This is a genomic window from Shinella yambaruensis (assembly GCF_022899355.1).
Taxonomy (GTDB): Bacteria; Pseudomonadota; Alphaproteobacteria; order Rhizobiales; family Rhizobiaceae; genus Shinella; species Shinella yambaruensis.
Genome location: NZ_JALJCK010000008.1, coordinates 56,628 through 83,068 on the forward strand (window position 1 = coordinate 56,628; position 26,441 = coordinate 83,068).

Sequence of the window (26,441 nt, forward strand, 5' to 3'; positions counted from 1 at the left end):
GGGTTGGGGAGGGGACTTCACGCCGGGCGATTGCCCTCCGGCCCGAGCGGTGGAAAGGTGAGTTCCACCTCCGTGCCCCGTCCCGGTGCCGAGAGGATGCGGGCGTCGCCGCCGCTCTGGCGCACGAAGCCGTAGACCACGGCAAGGCCGAGGCCGGCGCCGCCTTCCTCGTCGCGTGTGGTGAAGTAAGGCTCGAAGGCTTTGTCGGCGGCTTCCGGCGACATGCCGATTCCCTCGTCGGCCACCGACACCACGACGCCGGCCCCGCCGCCGAGGCAGCGGATGAGGATCGTCCCGCCCGACGGCATGGCGGCTGCGGCATTGAGGCAGAGGTTGAGGATGGATTGCTCGAACAGCGCTGCATCGAGCAGCACCGCCGGCAGGCCTTCGGCAATGTCGAAGACGAGCCGGCACTTCTCGCCGACGGCGATTTCCAGCACGTCCGCCATGCCGCGCAGCAGCGCGCCGATTTCCACCGCGCCCGGATGGATCGGCTGCTGGCTGCCGATGGAGAGCATGCTGCCGGCCAGCGACCGGCCCCGGTCGGCCGCCTTGCGGATGCGGGCGAGATGCCGCTTCTGCCGGTCGTTGAAGCCGGTCTCGCGCTCCAGGAGACCGAGGCTGCCGGTGATGATGCCGATCATGTTGCCGACTTCGTGGCTCACCTGGTGCGTCATGCGCATGATGCCGTCGAGGCGCTGGATCTTGGCCGCCTCCGCCTCCTGCCGGTCGATATCGGTGACGTCGCGCGCAAGCAGCACGATGCCGCCGTCCGGCTGGCGCGACAGCGAGACCTCCGTCACCCGCCCCGCCGCGGAGCGATGGCGCAGCACGGAGCGATCCTCGAGCGCGCCCGCCTCGCTTTCGGCCGGCAGCAACATCGGGTCGATCTCGGGGATCGGGGCGACGAATTTGCGCACCGGCAGTTTGCGCGCCGAGCCCGACCAGCCGACGAGCTCGATGACGCGGCGGTTCATGGTGATCGGCTTGCCGCGCGGATCGAACAGCGCGATGCCCTCGTTCATGGTGCGGAAGGTGGAGCGGATGGTGCGCGCGGCGGCCTCGGCGGTGCGCCGCAGCCGCGAGACGCGCTCGACGCTCTCGCGGAAGGCGCGGAAGGCCTCCAGCAGCCGCACCAGCTCGGTTTCCGTGCCGTCATAGCGCGGGGCATCGACGTCCTTGCGCCCTTCCGCCAGCGCGTTCATGCCGTTCGACAGCGCGACGATGCCGCGCGAGACGCGCATGACGGAGCGGATGGAGAAGATCGCCATGACGAGCACGAGCAGCGCGGCGAAGGCGACGATGACGAGCAGGCGGCTCAGCGCATCGGAGGTCGAGACGAGATCGTCGTTGAGGCCGCGGGCGACCGCCTCGCTCTGGGTCTCCGTGGCGTGCGAGAGATCGCGCGAGACGGAATGCAGCCGCGAGACGGCGGCGCGGATGGCGAACATTTCGAGGAGGTAGCGGGTCTGCGCCTCGAAGACGCGCTCATAGGGGGCGAACTCGGCGGCGGAAAACCCGTTTGGGGCGGCGCGCACAAGGCGCGGCGCGGTTTCGGCAACATAGCGGCGGCGCAGTTCCCCGAGCTGGAACAGGCTGTCGGAATTGGAGGCCGACTGCACGATGGCGTTCAGCCGCCGGCGGAAATCGGTGTCGGCGATGCCGCTGCCCGTGGCGATCTCGCCGAGCGCGGCGGCGGCCTCGGCCTTGTGCTGCTGGGCGCTGTCCGCATCGCCCGCAAGCATCATGGTCTGCGTGCGGATCGTCTCCAGCAGCTCGACGATGCGGGTGCTGGCAAGACCCTTCACGGCCGCCGCCCCGCTTTCCGGCGCCATGGTGCGCAGCAGCGTATCGACCTGCGCGACCACCGAGCGGCTTTCGCTGGAGACCCGGTAGGGCGAGGTGGCGTTCATCAGGAAGGGGGCGCTGGAGACGAGGTCGGAAACCTGGCGCGAGACGAGCGAGGCCTTGGCGAGGCTCGAAAAGGCCTGCAGGCCGTAGCTCGCCATCTCCTCGCGTGCCCGCTGCAGGCCGTAGATGGCGATGGTCGACAGGCTGAAGACGAGCACGCAGATGAAGACGATCGCAAACGGCAGGCGGAAGGCGATCGAGGAGAGGAAGGGGCGGCTGATCACGGTGAAAGCTCGCCATCGTCTGTGTCGAGCACGTAGCCCTTGCCGCGCCGCGTCTTGATATGGCGCGGCAGGTCCGGGTTGCGCTCGATCTTGCGGCGCAGGCGCAGCACCAGCACGTCGACGTTGCGGTCGATGTAGCGGTCGCTCTCCGCGCCGAGCCGGTCGAGGATATGCGCGCGGCTGACCGGGATGTTCGGCGTCTCGGCGAGGATTTCGAGCAGGGCGAATTCGGCGCCGGTCAGCGACTTTGCGGGATCGGTGCGGCAGACGGCGCGGCGGTTCGCAAGGTCCACCGACCAGTCGCCGAGCTTCAGGGACGCCGGTTCGTGCTCGCGCTCGCTGTCCCGCTCGGGCTTCAGCGAGGGAATCGTGCGGCGCAGCACGGCCTTGATGCGCGCCGTCAGCTCGATCGGTTCGAAGGGCTTGACGACATAGTCGTCCGCCGCCGTCTCCAGCCCCAGCACGCGGTCGGCGGCGCTGCCCGCCGCCGTCACCATGACGATGCCGATATTGGTCTGCGCGCGCAGGCGCTGGGCGAACACCCTGCCGGAAATGCCGGGCAGGTTATGGTCGACGAGCACGAGATGCACGCTCTCGCGCGCCAGCACGCCCGCGGCGGCCTCCGCCGACGGCGCGGTCACCGGTATCCAGCCCTCCGCCTCCACCAGGTCGGAGATGAGCTCCGCCATGTCCGGATCGTCCTCGACGATCAGAATCCGTATCCTCTCGTTCAACACATACCTTCCTCCCGCGCCCATCATAGTGAGGCCGGGATGATTGTTCAAAGCGGCTCGCATTATGCGGCCTTGTCACATTTGTAACCTTTGTCATCTTTGGGAGGGCGGGCAGGCCGGCGCTGTAAGAACGGTAACCATTCTTCGATTGCGGTGCGCGGCGGATGTGCCATCCTGAACGTGGAGATTGGGATGCCCGCCGTTGCAGGCGGTGCGTTCCGAATGGGAGGAACATCGTGAGAGGCATCAGCGCTTTCGGCGCGGGCGCGGCCCTTTGGCTGTGTGCCGCCACGGCCGGCATGACGGCCCCCTCGCTCACCGTCCTGTGCGGTGTGGACGAGGCGTGGTGCGCCGTCATGCAGAAGGCCTACGAGGCGAAGACGGGCCTCGAGATCGCGATGACGCGCCGGAGCACCGGCGACATCCTCAACCAGATCCGCGCGGAAAAGGCAGCGCCCACCGTCGACGTCTGGTGGGGCGGCACGGGCGACACGCATCTGCAAGCCGGTTCGGAGAACCTGCTGGAACCCTACCAGCCGGCGCATGAGCGCGACATGCTGCCCTGGGCGCAGAACTTCTTCGCCATGTCCGGCGGCCGCTCGGCCGGCATCTATGCCGGGGCGCTGGGCTTCGCCTACAATGCCGACCTGCTGCGCGCGGCAAAGCTGCCGGCGCCGACCTGCTGGAAGGACCTGACGGACATCGCCTATCGCGGCCGCATCCAGAGCGGCAATCCGAACTCCTCCGGCACCGCGTTCACGACACTGGCGACGCTGGTGCAGCTTTTCGGCGAGGAGGAGGCCTTCCGCTATCTGGCCGCGCTCAACCGCAACATCGAGCGCTACACGTCATCGGGCTCCGCGCCGGTCAAGGCCGCGGCGCGCGGCGAGGTGCTGATCGGCATTTCCTTCATGCACGACGCCGTCACGCAGAAGGAGGCCGGCTCCCCGCTCGTCATCGTCGCGCCCTGCGAGGGCACGGGCTACGAGATCGGCGCCGTCAGCATCGTCAAGGGCGCGCGGCACGTGGAGGAGGCGAAGCGCTTCGTCGATTTCGCGCTGAGCCCGGAGGGTCAGGCGACGGGTGCGGCCGCCGGCCAGAACCAGGTGCCTTCGAACGCCATGGCGGGCCTGCCGCTCGCCGCCCCCGATATCTCGCTGATCAAGATGGTGGATTACGACTTCGCCACCTTCGGCTCGCCGGAAGAACGAAGTCGGCTGCTCGAGCGGTTCGACGCGGTGGTCTCCGCGACGAACTGATCGAGGCCCGGAAATAACCCCTATTCGACAATCGCGACCGAGCCGCCCGCGGGCAGCCCGAAGGCCCCGCCATGCGCGTCCGCGCCAGCATTCAAACCAAGGCAACAGGAGGATGCCCCATGAAGACCACAACCCTTTCCCTCATGCTTTTCGCCGGGACGGCGCTTGCCGCCCTGCCGGCGCAGGCGGCCGGCGAACTCAACCTCATCTGCTCGGCCGACGTCGTCATCTGCGAGCAGATGAAGGGCGATTTCGAGAAGGCGCATAGCGACATCAAGGTGAACATGGTGCGCCTGTCCTCGGGCGAGACCTATGCCAAGGTACGCGCCGAGGCCCGCAACCCGAAGACCGACATCTGGTGGGCCGGCACGGGCGACCCGCATCTCCAGGCCGCTTCGGAGAACCTGACGCTGGAATACAAGTCGCCCAAGCTCGACGAACTGAACGACTGGGCGAAGAAGCAGGCCGAAAGCGCGGGCTACAAGACGGTCGGCGTCTATGCCGGCGCGCTCGGCTGGGGCTACAACACCGAGATCTTCAAGTCGAAGGGCTTCAAGGAGCCGCTCTGCTGGGCCGATCTGCTGGCGCCGGAACTGAAGGGCGAGATCCAGATCGCCAATCCGAACTCGTCCGGCACCGCCTATACGGCGCTCGCCTCCCTCGTGCAGATCATGGGCGAGGACCCGGCCTTCGACTACCTGAAGAAGCTCAACGACAACATCTCGCAATACACCAAGTCCGGCTCGGCGCCCGTCAAGGCGGCGGCGCGCGGCGAGACGGCGCTCGGCATCGTCTTCGTGCATGACGCGGTGGCGCAGACGGCCGAAGGCTTCCCGGTCAAGTCGATCACGCCCTGCGAGGGCACCGGCTACGAGATCGGCTCCATGTCGATCATCAAGGGCGCGCGCAACCTCGACAATGCCAAGATCTGGTACGACTGGGCGCTGACCGCGGAGGTCCAGTCGCGCATGAAGGATGCGAAGTCCTTCCAGCTGCCGTCGAACAAGAACGCGGAAATCCCGAAGGAAGCGCCGCGCTTCGAGGACATCAAGCTGATCGACTACGATTTCGCGACCTATGGCGAGCCGGCCAAGCGCAAGGCGCTGCTGGAGCGCTGGGACCGCGAAGTCGGCGCGGCCGCCAACTGACGGCCCGATGGACGGCGCCCGTCTCCTCCGGGCGCCGTCTTCCCGAAACGACACACCATAGCGAGGTCGGCCATGAGACATGGCAATCGCAGGCTGGACGTGGTCCTGATCCTGGGCGCGGTCGCTTTGACCCTTCTGCCCTGGTACCGGATCGACGGCGGCTTCTACGGGTTCGGTTGGCTGGCCGGTTTCCCTCTTTCGACCGAGGTCGCGCCCGGCCTCGTGCAGATCGCCGCGCATGGCCGATGGTGGCTAGCCGGCGTCGTTCTGCTGCTTCTTCTCGCCGGCGCGGCGCGCGGCATGGCGGACCCGATGCGCCGCGGCGCCGCGCTGGCCTGGCTGGGCGCGCTCGGCGTCCTCTTCCTGTCGCTGCAGGGCCTTGCCATCGGCTTTTCCGGCTGGACGTGGACGATCAGCGAAAGCCTGTTCGGCGCGCTTTCGGACGGCCAGCCCTCGATGGGCGCCGGCGCCGTGCTGTCGGCCGTCGTCTTCGTGCTGCTCTTTTCCTTCGGCCTTGCGGAGCGCGGCGTCATGAAGGGCGATGCCTTCGTCGTCAGCGCCATCTCGCTGCTCGTCTTCCTCGTCGCCGTCTTCGTCTTCTATCCGATCGGCAGCATGTTCGCCGGCTCGGTGCAGGATTTCGACGGCTCGTTCAATCCGGACGGCTTCATCCGCAACATGCAGGATCCCGGCATCTGGAGCCTTGGCTGCGTCATCGGCGGCGGGCGCTGCGGCGTTGCCTGGCGCACCCTGTGGCTCGCCATCATGACCGGTCTCGGCTCGACGCTGCTCGGCCTCGCCTTCGCGCTGGTCGCCACCCGCACGCGTTTTCCCTACAAGAAGGGCCTGCGCCTCCTCACCATCCTGCCGATCATCACGCCGCCCTTCGTCATCGGCCTCGCGCTGACGCTGCTCTTCGGCCGCGCGGGCGTCATCACGCAGGGACTTTCCGAGCTTTTCGGCATCGAGCCCGGCCGCTGGCTCTACGGCCTCACCGGCATCTGGATCGCGCAGGTCCTGTCCTTCACGCCGATCGCCTTCCTCGTCCTGATCGGCGTCGTCGAGGGCGTCAGCCCGTCGATGGAGGAGGCCTCCACGACGCTGCGCGCCGACCGCTGGCGCACCTTCCGGCGCGTCTCGCTGCCGCTGATGAAGCCGGGCCTCGCCAATGCCTTCCTCATCGGCTTCATCGAGAGCATGGCCGATTTCGGCAATCCGCTGGTGCTCGGCGGCAGCCACGGCGTGCTCTCGACGGAGATCTTCTTCGCCGTCGTCGGCTCGCAGAACGATCCCTCGCGCGCCGCCGTGCTCGCCATGGTTCTGCTCGTCTTCACGCTCTCGGCCTTCCTTGCCCAGCGCTTCTGGCTGTCGGGCAAGAACTTCGCCACCGTCACGGGCAAGGGCGACAGCGGGGCGCATATCGCGCTGCCGCGCGGCCTGTCGATCGGCGTGCATGCCATCGTCATCCCCTGGGGCCTCTTCACGCTCGTCGTCTACGGCATGATCCTCGTCGGCGGCTTCGTGAAGACCTGGGGCCTCGACAATTCGCTGACGCTCGACCACTACGCCAAGGCCTTCTCCATCAGCTTCGACGGCAGCATCGCCTGGACGGGCGTCGCCTGGAACTCGTTCTGGACGACGATGGAGATCGCGCTGATCTCCGCGCCGCTGACGGCCATCGTCGGCCTTTTGACGGCCTATATCATCGTGCGCCAGAAGTTTACCGGCAAGAACGTGTTCGAGTTCGCGCTGATGATGAGCTTCGCCATTCCCGGCACGGTCATCGGCGTCAGCTACATCATGGCCTTCAACCTGCCGCCGCTGGAAATGACCGGCTCGGCGCTGATCCTGATCGCCTGCTTCGTGTTCCGCAACATGCCGGTTGGCGTGCGCGGCGGGATCGCGGCGATGAGCCAGCTCGACAAGAGCCTGGACGAGGCCTCGCTGACGCTGCGCGCCGGCAGCTTCCGCACCATCCGCAAGGTCATCCTGCCGCTCCTGCGGCCCGCCATCACCGCCGCGCTCGTCTATTCCTTCGTGCGCGCCATCACCTCGATCAGCGCCGTCATCTTCCTCGTCAGCGCCGAATACAACATGGCGACCTCCTATATCGTCGGCCTCGTCGAGAACGGCGAATACGGCGTGGCGATCGCCTATTCCTCCATGCTGATCGTCGTGATGATCACCGTCATCACCGGCTTCCAGCTTCTCGTGGGCGACCGGCGCCTGCGCCGTGAGAACCGCGTCGCCGGCCTTGCCCCCTCTCGTCAGGAGAAAACCGCATGATCAACCAGAAAGCCGGCTCCGTCACGTTCGAGAACGTGAAGAAGACCTTCGGCGCCTTCACCGCCATCCCCGACCTTTCGCTCACCATCGAGCCCGGCACGCTCGTCACCCTGCTCGGCCCCTCCGGCTGCGGCAAGACGACGACGCTGCGCATGCTGGCCGGGCTGGAACACCCGACGGCCGGGCGCATCCTCATCGGCGGCAAGGACGTCACCATGCTGCCGGCCAACGAGCGCGACGTCTCGATGGTCTTCCAGTCCTATGCGCTCTTTCCGCATATGAGCTCGCTCGACAATGTCGCCTACGGTCTGGAATCCTCCGGCCTCTCGCGCAGGGAGGCGCGGGAGAAGGCGGAGGAGGGGCTTTCGCTCGTCGGCCTTGCCGGCATGGGCGGGCGCCTGCCGGCCGAGCTTTCCGGCGGCCAGCAGCAGCGCGTCGCCGTCGCCCGCGCGCTGGTGCTGGAGCCGCAGGTGCTGCTGCTCGACGAGCCGCTCTCCAACCTCGACGCCCGCCTTCGCCGCCGGGTGCGCACGGAGATCCGCGAGCTCCAGCAGCGCCTCGGCTTCACCGCCGTCTATGTCACGCACGACCAGGACGAGGCGCTCGCCGTCTCCGACCGCATCATCGTCATGAAGGACGGCGAGATCGCCCAGTCGGGCGCCCCGCGCGACCTCTACGAGTTCCCGGCCTCCTCCTTCATCGCCGACTTCATGGGCGAGGCGAATGTCATCGCCTGCGAGGTCGTCGGCATCGACGGCGCCGAGGCCGATATCCGCATCGGCAGCCTTACGCACCGCGTGCCCGCCGGCCGGGCGAAACCCGGCGCCGCCAGCCTTGCCGTGCGCCCCGGCGCGGTGACGCTCGCCGAGGGCCGCGGCGAGGGGCTGGCCGGCCGCATCCTGCATTCGGCCTATCTCGGCGACCATGTCGAATACGAGGTGGAGACCGATGTCGGCACGCTCTTCATCGTCGACCATGCCGTCGACCGCATCCTGCCCGCCGCCTCTAACGCCACGCTCGGCTTCAAGAACCGCGGCATCGCCCTCATCAGCAACTAGAGCGATTCCGCTTTTCCTCGAATCGCGGAACCGCTCTATCTTTTTGTTTTTACGCAATTCCCGACGCAAAACCGCTTCGCACTTTTGCTGGAATTGCTTACCCAAGGAAATCAGTATGACGTCGCAAGAGACGGACCTCGACAGGCGCTTCGTCCTCGCCAAGGCCATCGCCCAGGAGGCGGGGGCCATGGCGCTCGATTACTTCAACCGCCGCGACAGCCTGGTGATCGAGACCAAGCGCGACCCGCAGGACGTCGTCTCCATCGCCGACCGCACCGTGGAGAAGCTGATCCGCGAGCGGGTCGCGGCGACGTTTCCCGGCGACGGCTTCCTCGGCGAGGAGTTCGGCCACACGGCGGGCAGCTCCGGCTACACCTGGGTCGTCGATCCCATCGACGGCACCGCGCCCTTCGTCAGCGGCATGCCGAACTGGTGCGTCTCTGTCGCCGTGCTGCACGGCGACGAGCCCGTCATCGGCGTCATCGGCGCGCCCTGCCACAACGAGCTCTATGCCGCCGCCGCCGGCAGGGGCGCCAAGCTCAACGGCAAGGTCCTGACGCTCGACCCCACCCGCAACGTGCGCAACGCCATGACCGGCATCGGCGCCAACAGCCATGTGACGCCGGAGGCCATGGCCGACATCGTCAGCCGGCTGCTGCAGGCCGGCGGCACCTTCATCCGCAACGGCTCCGGCGCGCTGATGCTCGCCTATGTCGCGGCCGGCCGGCTCGTCGGTTACTACGAGCCCTACATGCACGCCTGGGATTGCCTTGCCGGCTATTGCCTCGTGAAGGAGGCCGGCGGCTGGCACCACCCCTTCCCGGTGGAGGGCGAACGGCTGACCAAAGGATCGCCGGTCGTCGCCGCAGGCCCGGGCGCCCGCGCCGACCTCGAAAAGCTGGCCGGGCTTGCCTAGCCGGCCAGTTTCACACATCAATGCACGGCTGTGCAATATTGTGTTGACAAGTGCCGACCCTCAATGATTGACTGCACCCACTGACCAGCCGGGATGGGAGGAAACATTCCCGGTTTGGTCGAATTCGGTGCGGTGGCCGGCGGAAGCCGGCAGGGGAGGAAACATTGCACGGCTTTGCGAAGACGGTTGGAAAAATGTGCCGCAGCGCACAAGGCGGGCTCCATGGCCACGTCTGATGCGGCTGTAGCGCCAGCGCCCGTTGGCGGCGCGCGCTGGCGCTACCGGTTGCGGCTGGCGCTGCGCGAGCCGACGACGGTGATCGCCGTCCTGATGGCGGCGCTGTTTGCCTATCTCATCGTGGTGCCGATCCTGTCGATCCTTTCGGATGCGGCCACCGTGCAGTTCGGCGACGAGCGGCGCACGGCGGGCGAAACGGGCAGCTTCACCGCCTACTATCTCTACCGCGCCTTCGCCTCGCCCGTCGCGCACGATCTCTTCTGGGAGCCGCTCCTCAACACGCTGAAGGTGGCCTTCGGCGCCATCGCCATCTCGCTGTCGGTCGGCGGCGTGCTCGCCTGGCTGATCGCGCGCACCGACATGTTCGGCCGCCGATGGTTCGCCACCGCCCTCATCGTGCCCTACATGCTGCCGGCCTGGACCTTCGCGCTCGCCTGGACCACGCTGTTCAAGAACCGCACCGTCGGCGGCCAGCCGGGCTGGTTCGAGGCGATCGGCCTGTCGCCGCCGGACTGGCTCGCCTATGGCCAGGTGCCGATCACCATCATCCTCGCGCTGCACTATACCCCTTTCGTCATCCTGCTGTTCGGCTCGGCTCTGCGCCGCTTCGACAGCCAGCTGGAGGACAGCGCGCGCATTCTCGGCGCGCCGGGCCGGGTGGTCGCCTTGCAGATCATCCTGCCGCTGATGCGCCCCGCGCTGCTGTCGGCCGTGCTGCTCATCTTCGCCAAGTGCCTCGGCGAGTTCGGCGTGCCCTATGTGCTCGGCCTGCCGGTGAAGTTCGACGTGCTGGCGACCTCGCTCTACCGCTCCATCGGCTCGCGCCAGACCGGCGTTGCGGGCGTGCTCGCCGGCGCCATCATGCTGATCGGCGTTCTGGCCATCATGATCGACGCGCATCTCGCCCGCGAGGCGCGGCGCTTCGTCACCGTCGGCTCCAAGGGCGCGATGAACCGGCTGTCGCGGCTGAAATCCTGGCGCTGGCCGGCCAGCGGCTTTGCCGCCGCCGTCTTCATCGTCTCCGTCGGCATGCCGCTCCTGACGCTGGCCCTCTCGACGGTCATGCACCAGCCCGGCAGCTTCGCCTGGTCGAATTTCACGCTCGACTACTGGATCGGCCGGGACCTGCCGACGGTCGCCATGCGCACCGGCATCCTGCTCAGCCCCGATCTCTGGCAGGCGGCGCTGAACACGCTCTCCATCGTCGGCATCGCCTCCGTCTGCTCGGGCATCCTCGGCGTGCTCACCGGCTATGTCGTGGTGCGCACGACCATCCGGCCGCTGGCGATCTTCCTGCGGCAGGTCACCTTCATGCCTTATCTGGTGCCCGGCATCGCCTTCGCCGCCGCCTATCTCTCGCTCTTCGCCGTGCAGCGCGGGCCGATCCCCGGCCTCTACGGCACGACGCTGATCCTCATCCTCGCTTTGATGGCGGACCAGATGCCCTATGCGTCCCGCGCCGGCATCTCGGCCATGATGCAGCTCGGCAAGGACCCGGAGGAGGCGGCGCAGATCGTCGGCGCCGGCTGGTTCCGCCGCATGACGTCCATCGTCATCCCCATCCAGAAAGGCTCGCTCGTCACCGGCATCCTCCTGCCCTTCATCTCGGGCATCAAGGGGCTCAGCCTCTTCGTCATCCTCGCCGTGCCCGCCACGGACGTGCTGACGACCTTCTCGCTGCGCCTCGTCGACTACAACTACACCCAGGCCGCCAATGCCGTGGTGCTGATCATCGCCGGCCTTGCCTATGGCGGCACGGTGCTCGCCCAGCGGCTCACCCGCACCAACCTTGCCGAGGGACTTGGAAACTGATGCCCGATATCGTTCTCAGCAATGTGCAGAAATCCTACGGCGCCGGCTCGCCCAACGCGGTAAGCGACCTCGACCTCCACATCAGGGACGGCGAGTTCATGTGCCTGCTCGGCCCCTCCGGTTGCGGCAAGACGACGACGCTGCGTATGATCGCCGGGCTGGAGAACCTGACGGACGGCGAGATCCGCGTCGGCGAGAAGATCGTCGACAGCCCGGCGCGCGGCGCCTTCATCGGCCCGGAAAAGCGCGGCATGGGCCTCGTCTTCCAGTCCTATGCGCTCTGGCCGCATCTCACCATCGAGCGCAATACGGATTTCGGCCTGCGCCTGCGCAAGGTGCCGAAGGCCGAGCGCGAGGCGCGCGTGACCGAGGTCATGAAGGCGCTGGACATCGAGAAGTACCGGCACCGCTATCCCTCCCAGCTTTCCGGCGGCCAGCAGCAGCGCGTGGCGCTCGCCCGCATGCTGGCGGTCAATCCCGGCGTGCTGCTGCTCGACGAGCCGCTGTCCAACCTCGACGCGCGCCTCAGGCTCGAAATGCGCGCCGAGCTGAAGCGCATCCACGCCGCCTTCGGCACCACCATCGTCTTCGTCACGCACGACCAGTGGGAGGCGATGACGCTCGCCACCTCCATCGCCGTCATGAACGAGGGCCGGCTGCAGCAGCTCGGCACGCCCAACGACATCTACGACCGGCCGGCGAACCGCTTCGTCGCCGAATTCGTCGGCAGCCCGCCGATCAACATTCTCGAAACCGCGACCGGCCATGCGCTGGATCGCGCCGCATCGCATTGGCTCGCCGGTCGGCTCGGCGAGAGCGCGGGGGTCGGCTCGGTGGGCTTTCGGCCCGAGGCCCTGCAGATCGCGCGCTCGGAGGCTGCCGTTCCCGGCGACAGCTTCCGCCATGCGGCCGAGGTCACCGGCATCCTGCCGACCGGCGGAAGCTGGATCATCGAACTGAAGGTCGACGGCCGCGCCCTCTTCGCCACCACCACCGAATGCCCGGTGCTGAAGGGCGGCGAGCGGGTCTTCGTCCATGCCCGGCCGACGGCCATGCATGTCTTCGACGCGGCGGGCCTGAGGCTTGCCGGCGCCGACGACACGCTGGCGCGCGCCGCCTGAACCGAAACGGAAACTGAAACCCGCGCCATCCGATGGGAAGAGACGGACGGGGCGAAGCTGGAGGAGGAGAGCATGCGGAAATACGGTTTACTGGCAGGCGCTGCGCTGGCGCTATGCATGGCCGGCGGGGCGCTGGCGGAAGACTTCAACCTCGACGCGCTGATCGAGGCGGCGAAGAAGGAGCCGCCGCTGTCGGTCTATGACAGCACCGGCAAGATCGTCGACATGGTCGAGGCGTTCAACGCCAAATACGGGCTGAAGGCGGAGGGCTCGAAATCCAAGGCCACCGCGCAGCTCGAAACGATCATCCGCGAATCCCAGTCGGGCAACATCCAGACGGACGTATCCTTCATCTCCGACCCCTCGGCGGTGGTCGGCCAGCTGATGCCCGCCGGCTTCGTGGAGAACTGGGTGCCGCCGGATCTTGCCAAGGACATCTCGCCCGAGGCGCACAACCCGCTGCTCGTCGTGTCGAGCCCCAATTTCCTCGCCTACAACACCAAGCTCTACGACAAGTGCCCGATCACCAATATCTGGCAGCTCACGGAGGCGGAGTGGAAGGGCAAGTTCGCCATGCAGGACCCGCTTGGCAAGCCGTCCTACACCGACTGGTTCAACCAGATGCGCAGCCGCATCGACGACAAGATCGCCGCCGCCTACGAGAAGCAGTACGGCAAGAAGCTGGAGAGCGACCTCGGCAGCGCGACCGAGGCCTTCGTGGCGGCGCTCGCGGCCAACGGCCCGCTGCTGACGGATTCGGATTCCGCCGCCGCCGAGGCCGTCGCCGCACCCGGCCAGAGCGAGCCCTTCGTCGGCCTCGTCGCCTCGGCCAAGTTCCGCGACAATGCGGGCAAGGGCTTCTCGCTGGGTCTTTGCGCCGGGGTGGATCCGATCATCGGCTTCTCAAACCCGACGGTCGGCGTCATCGTCAAGGGCTCGGACAGCCCGAACACGGCAAAGCTCTTCGTCCACTATGCCATGACGGCCGAGGGCATCGCGCCGCAGGCCGAGGACGGCAAGCTGTCCAGCAACCGCACCGTCGGCCTGCCGGACGACGAGCCGTCGGGCATCGGCAAGCATCTCGATGCCCTGCTGAACTACGACCCGGCGACGGGCCTCGAAGACTGGGACAGCCGGCAGGACTGGCAGGATTTCTGGCGCGTCCACTACAAGCGCTGAGCGAAAGACGGGCGGGCCGTTTCCCGGCCCGCCTGCCGCCCTTGCGGCGGCAATGATGAACCGGAAACGAACAGGGCAGGAAAGACAGGGCACATGAGCATTGACGAGGGGGCGATCGATCGCCGGGAGGCCTTCCTGCACGCGCTTGTCCGCGAGGCGGCGGAGCTTGCCCGCGCCGGCTTTGCCCGGCAGACGGGCCAGGCGGTCAGCATGAAGGGCCCGCAGGACTACCTGACGGAGACCGACGGGCAGGTGGAAGACCATCTGCGCGCCCGGATCTCGGAGGCTTTCCCCGAGGACGGCTTCCTCGGCGAGGAGAGCGGCGGCGAGCCCGGCCGGCAGGCCTGGGTGGTCGATCCCATCGACGGCACGGCCAATTTCGCCCGCGCGATCCCGCATTTCTGCGTCGCAATCGCCTTCATCGCCAGGGGCGAGGTGCAGCTCGGCGCCATCGTCAACCCGGTGCTGGACGAGGTCTATTTCGCCCGCCTCGGCCGCGGGGCGCACCGCAACGGCAAGCCGATCCGCGTTTCCGCCACGAGCGACATTACCGCCACCTCCTTCGAGATGGGCTGGTCGAACCGCCGGCCGCTCGCCCGCTATATCGGCGCGCTCAACGCGCTCTTCGAGGCGGGCAGCAATGTGCGGCGCGGCGCCTGCGGGGCGCTGGGGCTCGCCTATGTTGCGGACGGGCGCAGCGACGGCTATGCGGAGCTGCACATGAATTCCTGGGATTGCCTTGCCGGCCTCCTGCTCGTGCGCGAGGCGGGCGGGGTGACGGGGCCGTTCCTGTCGCTCGGCGGGCTGACCGACGGCGCGGCGGTGCTGGCCGCCGCGCCCGGCGTCGCCGCCATCCTGTCGGAGGCGACGGGCATTCCCCTTCTGACCGGGCCGGACCTTCTGGCCGTGGCGGAAGAAGAGCATCGGAGAACCGCATGACCGACAAACCCACCCGCCACTACGATCGCCCGCCGATCAGCCGCGTCTACGAGAACCTGCCGGGCTTCGGCGTCGATCTCTTCGTCGGCGGCCGCGAGGGGGCGTCGGACGTGCCGCTACTGCGCGAGAACGGCATTTCCACCGTGCTCAACTGCGCGGTCAACCTCGACTTCAACTATGTCGCGGCGCCCGACGAGGTCTCGCATGACAGCCGCGTCGGCTACGGCCCGGCGCCCATCCGCTACTACAAGCTCGGCATCGTCGACGGCCCCGGCAATCCCGACACGATGTTCCTCGCCGGCTACTACCAGCTGCTCGGCGCCTTGCAGCAGGTCCTGCCGGAAAAGCCGAGCTATCCCATGCGCGAGCGCGGCAACGTGCTGGTCAACTGCCGGGCGGGGCGCTCCCGCTCGGTGATCCTCGCCGCGCTCTTGCTGCATTTGCAGATCCCCGGCGAATTCCCGACGCTTGGCTCCGCGGTCGACCATGTGCGGGTGAAGCGCGAGCTGCGCCCCGACGAATGGCACGAGACGCCGAAGCCCATGCTTGTCGCCGCCGCCGAGAGCGCCGCCGGCTGGGTGCGCCTCGTCGAGGCCGACCGCGTCCGCGCCGCCGCCCCCGCAAGAGCCACCGCATGATCCGCATCGCCGTCATCGCCGATCCGCATGTGCATGATTGCGCCTGGATACCGGATGGTTCCGGCCTGCCCGGCGCCATCCGCAGCTTTACTGAAACCGCCGCCTCGACGCGCGTCTTCAACGAAAGCATCCCCGCCTTCCGCGCCGCGCTGGACCGCGTCGCCGAGGCCGGCGTGAAGATCGTGCTCCTCGTCGGCGACCTCACCGACGACGGCCAGCGACCGAACATCCGCGCCGCGCTCGCCCTTGTTGAGGAGTACCGCCGGCGCCACGGCCTCCGCGTGCTGATGACCCCCGGCAACCACGATTTCTACGCCCTTGCGGGCCGGCCGCAGGACAAGAGCTTCCTCATGGCCGACGGCCGGTCGCTGCTCCTCAGAAGCGCCGATTGCCCGGAGGCGGCGACGCTCGGCACGGCGGAGGCGCTCGCCATGCTCTCCGGCCTCGGCTTCATGCCCGAGGCGGGCGACCTGCACTGGGAAAGCCCCTTCGGCACCGATCCGGCCTGGGAGGCCCGCAGCTACGAGGCGGTGAGCCCGGACGGCGGCACGCACTGCCGGATGATCGATTCCTCCTATCTCGTCGAACCGGTGGAAGGCCTCTGGGTGCTCGCCGTCGACGCCAATGTCTGCGTGCCGCGCGACGGGGCGGGCGACCTTGCCGATCCCGGAGAGTTCCACGATCCGACCGACGGCGGCTGGCGGGCCGTGCTCGCGCATCGCGCTCATCTCTTTTCCTGGATGGCGGACGTGGCGACGCGGGCGAAGGCGAAGGGCAAGCGGCTCGTCGCCTTCTCGCACTATCCGGCGCTCGATCCGCTCGGCGGCGTGTCGAGCGAGGAGGTCGCGCTGTTCGGCCCCACCGGCCTTGCCCGCCGCGCGCCGACGGCCGCGGTGGCCGACGCCTTCGCCGCGACCGGCGTTTCCCTGCATTTCTCCGGCCATCTCCATGTCAACGACACGGCGCGGCACGAGACGGGCGCGGGACGCTTCGTCAACATCGCGGTTCCCTCGCCGGTCGGCTACGGGCCGGGCCTGAAGATCGTCGACCTCTACGCTGATCGCAGCGAGATCCGCACGCTCTCTCTCCGGCAGGTGCCCGGCCACGACGCGGCCTTCGCAGCCTACCGCACCGAGGCGGCGCGGGAAGGGGCGGCGGAGCTCGCCGCGAGTTCCGCGCCCGACCACGGCACCTTCCTCAGCCGCCATCTCGTCAACCTCGTGCACGGGCGTTACCTCGCGCGCGAATGGCCGCGCGACATGGTGGAGTTCGTGCGCACGGCGACGGTCGCCGACCTTCTCGAAGCGCTCGGGCTCGCCGCCGCCGGCGCGCCGGCCTTCGGCCTCAACGAGCTCGTCGAGGACTGGTACCGGCTGCGCAAGGCGGGCGAGCTCAGCCACGCGGACATCGCATCCGACCGCCTCGCCTTCTACCGGGACCTTTGCGCAAGGGCGCCGCATATCGAGGGCGACGGCCTGCCGGCCCGCTTTTCCACGCTGCTGCGCATGATGCGCGCCTATCTCGAGCGCCCGCCGAATCGGGATTTCTCCCTCAGCCTGCCCGACCTCGTCGTCCGGGCGCTTTAGAGTTTGTCAGGAAAAGTGGGAGCCGGTTTTCCCGAAGAGACAAACGAAAACAAAGAAACCGAGAATCTGTCTGGTTCAGAATGAACCTGAAAGATTCTAGGGCCGCACGCTCTTGCGCCAGGCGACCTGCGTCGGCAGGCGCTTGGGCGGGGCGGGGTCGGCCTCGTCCTTCTCGATGATGGAGACGATATGGTCGGCGATCTCGCCGATCGGCTGGCGGAAGGTGGTGAGGTTGTAGCCGATCCAGCCGGCCTGCGGGATGTCGTCGAAGCCGACGACGCAGAGCGCCTCGGGGATGTCGAGGCGGAATTCCAGCCGCGCCACGTCCATGAAGCCGAGCGCCAGCAGGTCGGTGACGCAGAACACGCCGTCCGGCCGGCCGGAGGCGCCGAGCAGCTGGCGGGCGCCTTCCGCGCCGGTCGCGTAGCTGGTCGGCCCGGCACGGCTGACCTGCGCTTCGAGACCGAGCTCGGCGGCAGCGGCGACGAAGGATTGCTCGCGCGTCACGATGCTCGGCGTGCCCGCCGTCGAGCTGACCACGGCAAGGCGCCGGCAGCCGGCCCGGTGCAGCATGAGGCAGGCCTCGCGCGCCGCGCTCTCATTGTCCACCAGCACGATCTCCGGCCCCTCGATCGGGTCGTCGCGGTTGATGAGGATGACGCGCTGGCCGTTCTCGATGCAGGTCTCGATCAGCGAGACGGGCGGCGCGCCGGACACCACCACCGTGGCGTCGGCGCGGTAGTTCAGCGTCTGGCGCAGCGCCGCCTCGACATTGTCCGGCTGGCCGGCCGTGTTCAGCACCATGACCACCTTGCCGATCGCCTGCAGCTTGCGCGTGGTGACCTCCACCACATTGGAGTGGAAGGGCGCCTGCAGCTCCGCCACGATCATGCAGACGATGCCGGACCGGTGATGGATCAGCCCGCGCGCCAGGTGGTTGACGTGGTAGCCGAGCTTTTCCGCCGCCGCGAGCACCTTGGCGCGCGTCGCCGGCGAAACGCTGGCCCCGTCGGTGAAGGTGCGCGAGACGGCCGAGCGCGAGACGCCCGCGAGCTCGGCCACGCGAATGGCGCTGACCGAGGCCTTTTTCGGCCTGGACCTGGATGTCGTCACGTCTTCCTGCCTCCGGATGCGTTTGTGCATACTTGCGCATACTCTTCGCCCTGTGCAAAGCCGCAGCGTTATGAATTTCCCCGGAAAAGCGTGAAATCGCGGGATCGCACCGCCATTCCCACCATCGGTCCCGCGCCGGATTTCGCACGGCTGTGCAAGCAGCTCTCCGCCGACCGGCGGGCGGCAAGGGAACCCGAATCCGTCTTTCGCGTTATGGCTGCATGACGGACCTGATCGAGAACGATGGACGGCGGGAAGGGGCGCTCTGGAGCGTTGCACGCGGCCAGTCGCCGATCATCGGCACCGCCATTCACGACGGCCACCTGCTGCGCAGCGACCTTGCGGCACGCATGAAGCTCGACGCCGCCGGCCGGCTGCGCGAGGAGGACCCTTTCACCGCCGCCTTCATCGAAGATATTGGCAACCGGATCGTCGTCCACCGTTCGCGCTTCGAGGTGGACCTGAACCGGCAGCGCGAGGGCGCCGTCTATCTGCGCCCGGAACAGGCCTGGGGCCTCGACATCTGGGCCGAGCCGCCCGGCCAGGAGGCGCTGGAGACGCTGCTTGCCCAGCACGACGGCTACTATGCCATGCTGAAGGCCGTGCTTTTGGACATGGAGCGTGCGCATGGCCGCTTCGTCCTCCTCGACATGCACAGCTACAACCATCGCCGGGCCGGCCCCGACGGGCCGCCGACCGCGCAGGCGGAGGCGCCGGACATCAATATCGGCACCTTCTCCATGGACAGGGCGTTCTGGGCGCCGGTGGTCGATGCCTTCATGGCCTGTCTGCGCGAGCAGCCGTTCCCCGGCCGGCAGCTCGACGTCCGGGAAAACGTCGCCTTTGCCGGCAAGGGCGAGCAGACGCGCTTCGTGCACCAGCATTTCCCTGGCCGCGGCTGCGCCATCGCCGTGGAGTTCAAGAAGATCTTCATGGACGAGTGGACGGGCGCGCCGGACCGGGAGGCGATCGATGCCTTTCGCGCCGCCATCCGCGCCAGCCTGCCGGTGCTCGAAGGCGCTCTCCGGGCCATGCCGGGCGGGGACGGGCCATGAGCGGGCGTGCCCGCAAGGCGGCGGACCCGCTCGCCGCGGTCGCCGCCGCGCTGGAGCGCGGCCTTCCCGTCCGGCTCGACCTGCCGCGCCGCGGCCGGCTCCACCTCGATCGCCCGCTGCCGTTTCTCGCCGTGCATGTGAACCGGCGCTCGGCTCCCGCCGCCCGCGCGGCCACCATGGCCAATGCCGCCTATCTCCTGGCCGGAAACCTCTCCGACGCCGCGGCCATCGTGCGCCTCGTCGGTGAACGGATGCGCGAGGAATTCGGCGCCTTCCTCGTGCTCGATTTCGGTGAGCTTGCACGCGACCAGTTGGCCGCGGACACGCCCTATCTCGCGCCCTTCGAGATCAGCGTCTCGGCCTCGCCCGATGCGGCGGCGGAGCGTGCGCAGTCGGCCTTCGTCGGTGCGGTGGAGAAGATCGACGGCCGCTACCGCGCGCCGCGCATCGCACGGCCGACGCTTGCCGAGGACCCCCATGCGGGCCTTGCCCGGCGCCTGCCGGATATCCCGACGCTCACCGTGCGCGTCGCGCCGATCTACCGGGTGCCGACCTCGCGCGCCGTCTATCCCGAGCTGCAGGGCCGGCTGGTCGCCCACCTGGTCGATGCCGGGCTGCGTGCGGCAAGCCAGTTCGCCCGCGCCGAGACGGCGCTGGCGCCCGCCACCCACCGGGCGCTCGGCCGGCGCGTCTTCGTCGAGGCGGTGACCCGCGCCGACCGTGCCATGGACGATATCGCCGCCAGCTTCGATTTCCTGCTCGCGGTGACACCGATCAATGCCGATGCTGCCTTCGAAGCCTTCCGCGCGGCCGGCTGCGAGCGCGCGCCGACCTTTCTCTACCGCCCGCTCGCCATCGACATCGCCGCGCGCAAGAAGGCGCTGTTCTCCATTGACCTCGACCGGTTCGAGGATCCGGTGCTGGAACGGCTCTACGGCGAAAAGCAGCAGGAGCTGGACCTGCAGCTCTCCATGCTCGCCGCCCGCGAGGATGCCCGCTTCGTCGAGATGAGCCGGGCGCTCTACGGCTCCGTCGACGGCCGGCTGGCGAAGGTCGCCGGCGATATCCTGGAGGCGACCGCGAAACCCGGCCGCAAGGCCGCCCCGCAGGAGGTGGACCATCGCTATGTCGAGCGGCGGGCGCGCGCGATGATCGACCGCTACAGCGCGCAGTTCTCCGCCTTCGCGCCGAGCGTCGAGGTGCGCAACGACCTTCCGCCCGGGCTGATGGTGTCGAGCGACCGGCTGCTGATCGCCCGCACCACGACGATGGCGCGCGAGCGGGTCGAGGCGCTGCTGAGCCACGAGGTCGGCGTGCATCTCCTCACCTATTGCAACGGCTCCGGCCACGGGCTGCGGCTCTTCCGTTCCGGTCTCGCCGGCTACGAGGGGGCGCAGGAGGGGCTGGCGGTGCTGGCGGAATATCTCGTCGGCGGCATGACGACGGCCCGCCTCCGGCTGATCGCCGCGCGGGTGGTCGCCTGCGCCGCCATGCTCGACGGGGCGGGTTTCGTGGAGACCTACCGGCTGCTGGTGCGAGAGCATGGCTTTGCCCCGTCCGGCGCCTTCAACATCGCGCTTCGCCTCCACCGCGGCGGCGGGCTTGCCAAGGATGCGGTCTACCTGCGCGGCCTCCTGGAAATCCTCGCGCATCTGCGCGGCGGCGGCGATCTCGAGCCGTTCTGGCTCGGCAAGATCGCGGCCCGCCACTTCGCCGTCATGCAGGAGCTCAGCCTGCGCGGCCTGCTCAAGGCGCCGCGCCTGACGCCGCAATTCCTGACCGCCAAGGGCGCGCAGGAGCGCCTTGCCCGGCTGCGCGCCGGCCTTTCACCCCTCGATCTCATCGCCTGAGGAGGCTCTCATGCGCATCGCTTTCTTCGTCAACTCGATCGCCGACGAAACCCCGCAGTTCACCACGACGACGCTGGCGCTCGCCGCGCTCAACCGCGGCCACGAGATTTGCTACGTCACGCCCGGCGATTTCGTGCTGCGCGCGGATGACAGCCTTGCCGTGCGCGGGCTGGTGCTGCCCTCCTCGGGCTACAAGAAGCCGGAGACGCTGCACAAGGACCTGCAGGGGGAGAATACCGAGACGCGCATCTTCGACGTCGCGGAGATCGACGTCCTGTTCCTGCGCAACGACCCCTCGCTCGACGTGACGGACCGGCCCTGGGCGGCCCATGCCGGGGCGCTGTTCGGGCGGCTTGCGGCGCTGCGGGGCACCCTGGTCGTCAACGATCCGGCCGGCCTCGCCAAGGCGCAGAACAAGCTCTACCTGCAGGATTTCCCGCCCTCCGTGCGCCCGGCCACGCTGGTCTCCAAGAGCATCGAGGAGATCCGCGGCTTCATCGCCGGGGAGAAGAAAAAGGGGGCGATCATCAAGCCCTTGCAGGGTTCGGGCGGCAAGAACGTCTTCAAGGTCGCCTCGCCCGACGACCAGAACCTCAACCAGATCTTCGAGGCGGTGAGCGGCGAGGGCTATCTCATCGCCCAGAGCTTCATGCCGGAGGCGAGCGAGGGCGACGTACGCTTCTTCGTGATGAACGGCCGGCCGCTGATGCGCGACGGCAAATACGCCGCCTTCCGCCGCGTGCCGGCCAAGGGCGAGATCCGCTCCAACGTGCATGTCGGCGGCGGGCCGGTGCCGGTGGAGGTGACGCCCGCCATGCTCGCCGTCGTCGAGGCGGTACGCCCGAAGCTCGTCGAGGACGGCATGTTCCTCGTCGGCCTCGACATCGTCGGCGACAAGATCCTGGAGATCAACGTCTTCACGCCGGGCGGGCTCGGCAATCTGGCGCAGCTCTACGAGACCAACTTCTCCGACACGGTCATCGCCGCGCTGGAGGACAAGATCGCCATGCGCGCGGCCTATGGCGGCCGGCTGGACAACAGCCGGCTCGCCACGCTGTGAGCGGCGTGCCTCTCCCGTCTCAGCGCCGGGTGGCGATGCCGGCGGTGAGGATGCCGAGCAGCGTCAGGAGCGCGATGCCGAGCACGACATAGCGCGCCGCATCGACCGCCACGTCCCCGCCGGCCGCCATCAGCGTGCCGGCAAGCGCCGAGGTGACGGAGAAGGCGATGAGCTGGGTCGTGGTGATCGCCGCGGCCGCCTTGCCGCCCTCGGCCGGGTCGTGCGTGCTGCTCATGGCGGCAACGCCGAGCAGGGGCCAGGCAAGGCCGATGCCCGCGCCCGCCAGCGCCAGCACCGCGACCCAGGCGACGACCAGCCCCGTGCCGGCGCCGGCCACCTGCAACAGGCCGTAGGCGATGAGGCCCGCCGTCAGCAGCAGCGGCCCGGTGCGCACGGCGCGGCGCTGGCCGGCGGGCGACGTCACCGACACGACGAGGAGCTGCGCGATGACCCAGGCGAGCGAGAGCACCGCCCCGAGCAGGCCGCCGACCAGCGGGCTGACGCCGGCGAGCTGCTGGCTGAAGAGCGGGATGAAGGTCTCCACCATGACGCCGGCGCTGAGCGCGGCGACGGTGAGATAGACCCATTTCAGCGCATTGCCGCGCCGGTAGGTGATGCGCGGCAGGATGGTGTTGCGCGCGCGCCGCTCGACGAGCACGAAGAGGACGAGAAGCACGAGGCCGGCGCCGACGGTCGCCAGCGTCGGCCAGCCGATCGGCACGATGGCGCTGAGGCTGATGGCGACGGTGGCAAGCACCAGCGGCACGAGCGAGGCGACGGGCACGGGCGTACGGTGCTGCGAGCCGCCCATGCCGGCAAAGGCGCGCTGCGCGAGAAGGGCGAAGAGCAGCGCGACGATGGCGAGCGCCCCATAGGCCCAGCGCCAGAGGCCGAGCTCGGCGAAGATGCCGCCGAGCGCCGGCCCGAACAGCGTGCCGAGGCCCCACATGGCCGAGACGGCGCCGGTTCCCCGCGCCCAGTGCCGCTCGGGCAGCGCCGCGCGGATCACGGCATAGCCGAGCCCGGCGAGCAGCCCGCCGCCGAGCCCCTGCACCACGCGGCCGACGATGAGGAACTCCATGGTCGGGCTGGCGGCATTGCCGGCCGCGCCGAGCGCGAAGACGAGGAAGGCCAGCACATAGGCCGGCCCCGGCCCCTTCCAGTCGAGCATGCGGCTGACGAAGAGCGAGGCGACGATGGCCGAGACGACGAAGGACGTCGTCACCCAGGCATAATAGGCCTGGCCGCCGATATCGGCGACGATGGAGGGCATCAGGGCCGCGGTGAAGTAGAGGTTCATCGCATAGAGCAGCACGCCGCTCGCCAGGATGGCGACGATGACGAGATGGCGGCCGGACAGGAGGTCCGACCAGGTGTCGAGGCGTGCGCCGGGCGCAGGCGAGAGATCGGCCGCGCCGGCCGATGTCAGCGGTTCTTTCATGGGAATGCTCCGGGGGAAACGGTCAGGTGCGCGGGCGCGAGACGGCCAGCACGATAAGCGAGACGACCAGCACGATGGCGGGGGCCGTCATGTGGGCATAATCCTGGTTGATGAGGGTGGTGAGGGTCGCCGCCGCCATGACCGCCGTGCCGAGCGCGGCGCCGAGGCGGCGCGTGGCAACGGCGATCAGCAGCAGGGCGGCCGCAAGTTCAAGGGCGGCGGTGAGGTAGGGAAACCAGCCCGGATAGCCCCAGCGTTCATAGGCCGCCGCATTGTCGGCGGAGAGGAAGGCGTTGCCATAGGCGCCGAACAGGAAGAACGCCGCGAGCGGCCAGGCGAGCAGCGCGGCGAGGCGGGAGGAGAGGGACGGGGAAAGGATCGACTGGGACATGACACTCCGCTTTTCGGCAAAGCCCGCCCTTTCCAGCGGCGCGAGGCTGGACGGGGCGGTGGTTTCACCATAGATTGAGCGTTCATTCTAATTATGATCGCCGTTCCGTCAAGATAGATAGAGCGATCATTCTATTTTTGGAGACCGCATGGCACGCAAGCTTGTTCCCGAGCAGCACGAGGGAAAACGCCACGAGATCCTGGAGGCCGCGCATCGCTGCTTCCTGCGGCACGGGCTGCAGGGCGCGTCGGTCTCGATGATCTGCAAGGAGGCGGGCATCAGCCCCGGCCATCTCTACCACTATTTCCCCAGCAAGGAGGCGATCGTCGAGCAGATGGCGGACGAATACCTCGCGCGCCTGCACGGCGTCTTCGGCCGGCAGCGGGAGACGGGCGATGCCGCGACCGTGCTGCTTTCGGAGATCTGGAGCATGGAGAGCTGGGAGGACACCGCCCACTGTCGCATCCTGTTCGAGCTTTTGGCGGAAGCGGGGCGCAACGAGCGGGTGCGCGCCATCCTCGCCCGCAACACCGACGGCGTGCGCGTGCTCCTGTCGCAGGTGCTGAAGGCCGGCCAGGAACGCGGCGAGGTGGACCCGGCGCTCGACCCCGAGCACACCAGCGCCATGCTGATCGCCATCGTCGACGCCGCCCCCATGCTGCCGCTGATGGTGCCCGGCATCCGCTTCGACGAGAGCCGGGCGCTGATCACCACCATGGTCCGGCGCTTCCTGCGGCCCGAAGGCCAGGTCTGAGAGCCGCCTTGCCGCCCTAGATCCTTGTTTGCCGCATTGTCCGACGCCGAAGCGACTTTGCTTCGGCTGGAAATGCTAGCGGATCAGCGGCAGCGCGGCGAACTGGTGGTAGGGCGGCGGCGAGGAGAGTGCCCATTCCAGGGTGGCGGCCCCTTCGCCCCAGGGATTGTCGCCCGCAACGCGCTTGCGTGCGAAGGCTTCGGCGACGGCGAAGAAGAAGACGGCAAGGCCGGCGGCCGAGATGTAGGAGCCGACCGAGGAGACGAGGTTCCAGCCGGCAAAGGCATCCGGATAGTCCGCATAGCGCCGCGGCATGCCGGCGAGCCCGAGGAAATGCTGCGGGAAGAAGACGAGGTTGACGCCGACGAAGGTCAGCCAGAAATGCAGCTTCCCCAGCGTCTCGCTCATCCGGTAGCCGCTCATCTTGGGGAACCAGTAGTACCAGGCGGCGAAGATGGCGAAGGCCGCGCCGAGCGACAGCACGTAATGGAAATGCGCGATGACGTAGTAGGTGTCGTGCAGCACGCGGTCGATGCCCGGATTGGCGAGCACCACGCCGGTGACGCCGCCGATGGTGAAGAGCAGCACGAAGCCCGTCGCCCACAGCATGGGCGTGGCGAAGCGGATCGACCCGCCCCACATCGTCGCCAGCCATGAGAAGACCTTGATGCCCGTCGGCACGGCGATGACCATGGAGGCGAAGGCGAAATAGCGCTGCGAGTCCAGCGACAGGCCGACCGTGAACATGTGGTGGGCCCAGACGACGAAGCCGATGGCGCCGATCGCCACCATGGCATAGGCCATGCCGAGATAGCCGAAGATCGGCTTTCTCGAGAAGGTCGAGATGACGTGGCTGACGATGCCGAAGGCCGGCAGGATCATGATGTAGACCTCCGGATGGCCGAAGAACCAGAACAGGTGCTGGTAGAGGATCGGGTCGCCCCCGCCGGCCGGCTGGAAGAAGGTCGTGCCGAAATTGCGGTCGGTGATGAGCATGGTGACGGCGCCCGCCAGCACCGGCAGCGAGAACAGCAGCATGAAGGCGGTGACCAGCATCGCCCAGGCGAAGAGCGGCATCTTGTGCAGCGTCATGCCCGGCGCGCGCATGTTGAGGATCGTGGTGATGAAGTTGATCGCCCCGAGGATCGACGAGGCGCCGGACAGGTGGATCGACAGGATGACGAAATCCACCGCCGGCCCCGGCTGGCCGTCGCTCGAATAGGGCGGATAGAGCGTCCAGCCGCCGCCATGGCCGTTCACCCCGGCGGCGCCCGGCACGAACATCGACAGCACGAACATCGCGAGCGAGGCGACCAGCAGCCAGAACGACACGTTGTTCATGCGCGGAAAGGCCATGTCCGGCGCGCCGATCATGATCGGGATGAACCAGTTGCCGAAGCCGCCGATCAGCGCCGGCATGATGACGAAGAAGATCATCACCAGCCCGTGCGCGCTGACCACGACGTTGAAGACGCCGGGATCGGAGAAGACTTGCAGGCCAGGTGCCTGCAGCTCCATGCGCAGCGCCACCGAAAGCCCGGTGCCGAGGATGCCCGACAGCATGGAGAGGAGGAGGTAGAGCGTGCCGATGTCCTTGTGGTTGGTGGAGAACAGCCAGCGGGCGGCAAGGCCCGGCCGGTGTTCCGCTTCGCCGAGGGTGTGTTCGGACATCGCATGCGCCTTTCCTGCGTGCGGCCGGGTGCGGCGGGGGAGCCGGCACCTCTCCCCG

At 68.3% G+C, this 26,441-nt stretch carries 21 protein-coding genes; 15 read left to right on the top strand and 6 right to left on the bottom strand.

The window, feature by feature from the left end; all coding sequences use genetic code 11:
* Positions 1-17: 17 nt before the first annotated feature.
* Both MUU56_RS19245 and MUU56_RS19250 read right to left on the bottom strand, forming a co-directional pair.
* The gene (locus MUU56_RS19245) at positions 18-2,135 is read right to left on the bottom strand and encodes an ATP-binding protein (RefSeq protein ID WP_244768905.1); all 2,118 of its coding nucleotides are present in this window, start codon (positions 2,133-2,135) and stop codon (positions 18-20) included.
* Positions 2,132-2,872, bottom strand: a complete 741-nt coding sequence (locus tag MUU56_RS19250) for a response regulator (RefSeq protein ID WP_244768906.1) — start codon at positions 2,870-2,872, stop codon at positions 2,132-2,134. The genes MUU56_RS19245 and MUU56_RS19250 overlap by 4 nt, the downstream gene beginning before the upstream one ends.
* Positions 2,873-3,105: 233 nt before the next feature.
* Between MUU56_RS19250 and MUU56_RS19255 the strand changes: the two genes are divergently transcribed.
* From MUU56_RS19255 to MUU56_RS19305, 11 genes are all read left to right on the top strand, one after another.
* Positions 3,106-4,128 (top strand): ABC transporter substrate-binding protein, encoded by a 1,023-nt coding sequence (locus MUU56_RS19255; RefSeq protein ID WP_244768907.1) that lies wholly within the window; start codon positions 3,106-3,108, stop codon positions 4,126-4,128.
* A 119-nt stretch (positions 4,129-4,247) separates the two neighbouring features.
* Positions 4,248-5,276, top strand: a complete 1,029-nt coding sequence (locus tag MUU56_RS19260; protein ID WP_244768908.1) for an ABC transporter substrate-binding protein — start codon at positions 4,248-4,250, stop codon at positions 5,274-5,276.
* Positions 5,277-5,348: 72 nt separating this feature from the next.
* Complete coding sequence (locus MUU56_RS19265; RefSeq protein ID WP_244768909.1) at positions 5,349-7,562, top strand: ABC transporter permease; 2,214 nt, start codon at positions 5,349-5,351, stop codon at positions 7,560-7,562.
* Positions 7,559-8,620: an ABC transporter ATP-binding protein gene (locus tag MUU56_RS19270; protein WP_244768910.1), complete on the top strand. Its 1,062-nt coding sequence runs from the start codon at positions 7,559-7,561 to the stop codon at positions 8,618-8,620. The genes MUU56_RS19265 and MUU56_RS19270 overlap by 4 nt, the downstream gene beginning before the upstream one ends.
* 115 nt (positions 8,621-8,735) lie before the next feature.
* Entirely contained in the window at positions 8,736-9,536 is an 801-nt protein-coding gene (locus tag MUU56_RS19275) for an inositol monophosphatase family protein (protein ID WP_244768911.1), read from the top strand.
* A gap of 222 nt (positions 9,537-9,758) precedes the next feature.
* The gene (locus MUU56_RS19280; RefSeq protein ID WP_244768912.1) at positions 9,759-11,585 is read left to right on the top strand and encodes an ABC transporter permease; all 1,827 of its coding nucleotides are present in this window, start codon (positions 9,759-9,761) and stop codon (positions 11,583-11,585) included.
* Positions 11,585-12,706, top strand: a complete 1,122-nt coding sequence (locus MUU56_RS19285) for an ABC transporter ATP-binding protein (RefSeq protein ID WP_244768913.1) — start codon at positions 11,585-11,587, stop codon at positions 12,704-12,706. Before MUU56_RS19280 ends, MUU56_RS19285 begins: the two co-directional genes overlap by 1 nt.
* Before the next feature lie 72 nt (positions 12,707-12,778).
* Positions 12,779-13,885: an ABC transporter substrate-binding protein gene (locus tag MUU56_RS19290; protein ID WP_244768914.1), complete on the top strand. Its 1,107-nt coding sequence runs from the start codon at positions 12,779-12,781 to the stop codon at positions 13,883-13,885.
* A gap of 93 nt (positions 13,886-13,978) precedes the next feature.
* Positions 13,979-14,824, top strand: a complete 846-nt coding sequence (locus tag MUU56_RS19295; RefSeq protein ID WP_244768915.1) for an inositol monophosphatase family protein — start codon at positions 13,979-13,981, stop codon at positions 14,822-14,824.
* Entirely contained in the window at positions 14,821-15,462 is a 642-nt protein-coding gene (locus MUU56_RS19300; protein WP_244768916.1) for a dual specificity protein phosphatase family protein, read from the top strand. Before MUU56_RS19295 ends, MUU56_RS19300 begins: the two co-directional genes overlap by 4 nt.
* Positions 15,459-17,048: a metallophosphoesterase family protein gene (locus MUU56_RS19305; RefSeq protein ID WP_244768917.1), complete on the top strand. Its 1,590-nt coding sequence runs from the start codon at positions 15,459-15,461 to the stop codon at positions 17,046-17,048. Before MUU56_RS19300 ends, MUU56_RS19305 begins: the two co-directional genes overlap by 4 nt.
* A 96-nt stretch (positions 17,049-17,144) precedes the next feature.
* On the opposite strand, the gene MUU56_RS19310 is transcribed toward MUU56_RS19305, so the two are convergent.
* Complete coding sequence (locus MUU56_RS19310; RefSeq protein WP_280531113.1) at positions 17,145-18,191, bottom strand: LacI family DNA-binding transcriptional regulator; 1,047 nt, start codon at positions 18,189-18,191, stop codon at positions 17,145-17,147.
* A gap of 191 nt (positions 18,192-18,382) precedes the next feature.
* Here MUU56_RS19310 and MUU56_RS19315 point away from each other — a divergent pair, with 191 nt between their 5' ends.
* The 3 genes from MUU56_RS19315 to MUU56_RS19325 are packed head-to-tail and all read left to right on the top strand — an operon-like array spanning position 18,383 to position 22,126.
* A complete protein-coding gene (locus MUU56_RS19315) occupies positions 18,383-19,216 on the top strand; it encodes an N-formylglutamate amidohydrolase (protein ID WP_244768919.1) in 834 nt (277 codons plus the stop codon).
* Positions 19,213-21,066: a flavohemoglobin expression-modulating QEGLA motif protein gene (locus MUU56_RS19320; RefSeq protein ID WP_244768920.1), complete on the top strand. Its 1,854-nt coding sequence runs from the start codon at positions 19,213-19,215 to the stop codon at positions 21,064-21,066. Before MUU56_RS19315 ends, MUU56_RS19320 begins: the two co-directional genes overlap by 4 nt.
* Before the next feature lie 10 nt (positions 21,067-21,076).
* Complete coding sequence (locus tag MUU56_RS19325; RefSeq protein WP_244768921.1) at positions 21,077-22,126, top strand: glutathione synthetase; 1,050 nt, start codon at positions 21,077-21,079, stop codon at positions 22,124-22,126.
* A gap of 19 nt (positions 22,127-22,145) precedes the next feature.
* Here the strand turns inward: MUU56_RS19325 and MUU56_RS19330 are convergent, their stop codons facing one another.
* Together MUU56_RS19330 and MUU56_RS19335 are read right to left on the bottom strand one after the other, a co-directional pair.
* Positions 22,146-23,567, bottom strand: coding sequence for an MFS transporter (locus MUU56_RS19330; protein WP_244768922.1), 1,422 nt, complete (start codon positions 23,565-23,567; stop codon positions 22,146-22,148).
* Positions 23,568-23,589: 22 nt separating this feature from the next.
* The gene (locus tag MUU56_RS19335; protein WP_244768923.1) at positions 23,590-23,958 is read right to left on the bottom strand and encodes a DoxX family protein; all 369 of its coding nucleotides are present in this window, start codon (positions 23,956-23,958) and stop codon (positions 23,590-23,592) included.
* Positions 23,959-24,106: 148 nt separating this feature from the next.
* Between MUU56_RS19335 and MUU56_RS19340 the strand changes: the two genes are divergently transcribed.
* A complete protein-coding gene (locus MUU56_RS19340; protein WP_244768924.1) occupies positions 24,107-24,712 on the top strand; it encodes a TetR/AcrR family transcriptional regulator in 606 nt (201 codons plus the stop codon).
* Between the two features lie 75 nt (positions 24,713-24,787).
* Here MUU56_RS19340 and ctaD read toward each other — a convergent pair whose 3' ends face one another.
* Positions 24,788-26,383 (bottom strand): cytochrome c oxidase subunit I, encoded by a 1,596-nt coding sequence (gene ctaD / locus MUU56_RS19345; RefSeq protein WP_244768925.1) that lies wholly within the window; start codon positions 26,381-26,383, stop codon positions 24,788-24,790.
* Positions 26,384-26,441 lie beyond the last annotated feature (58 nt).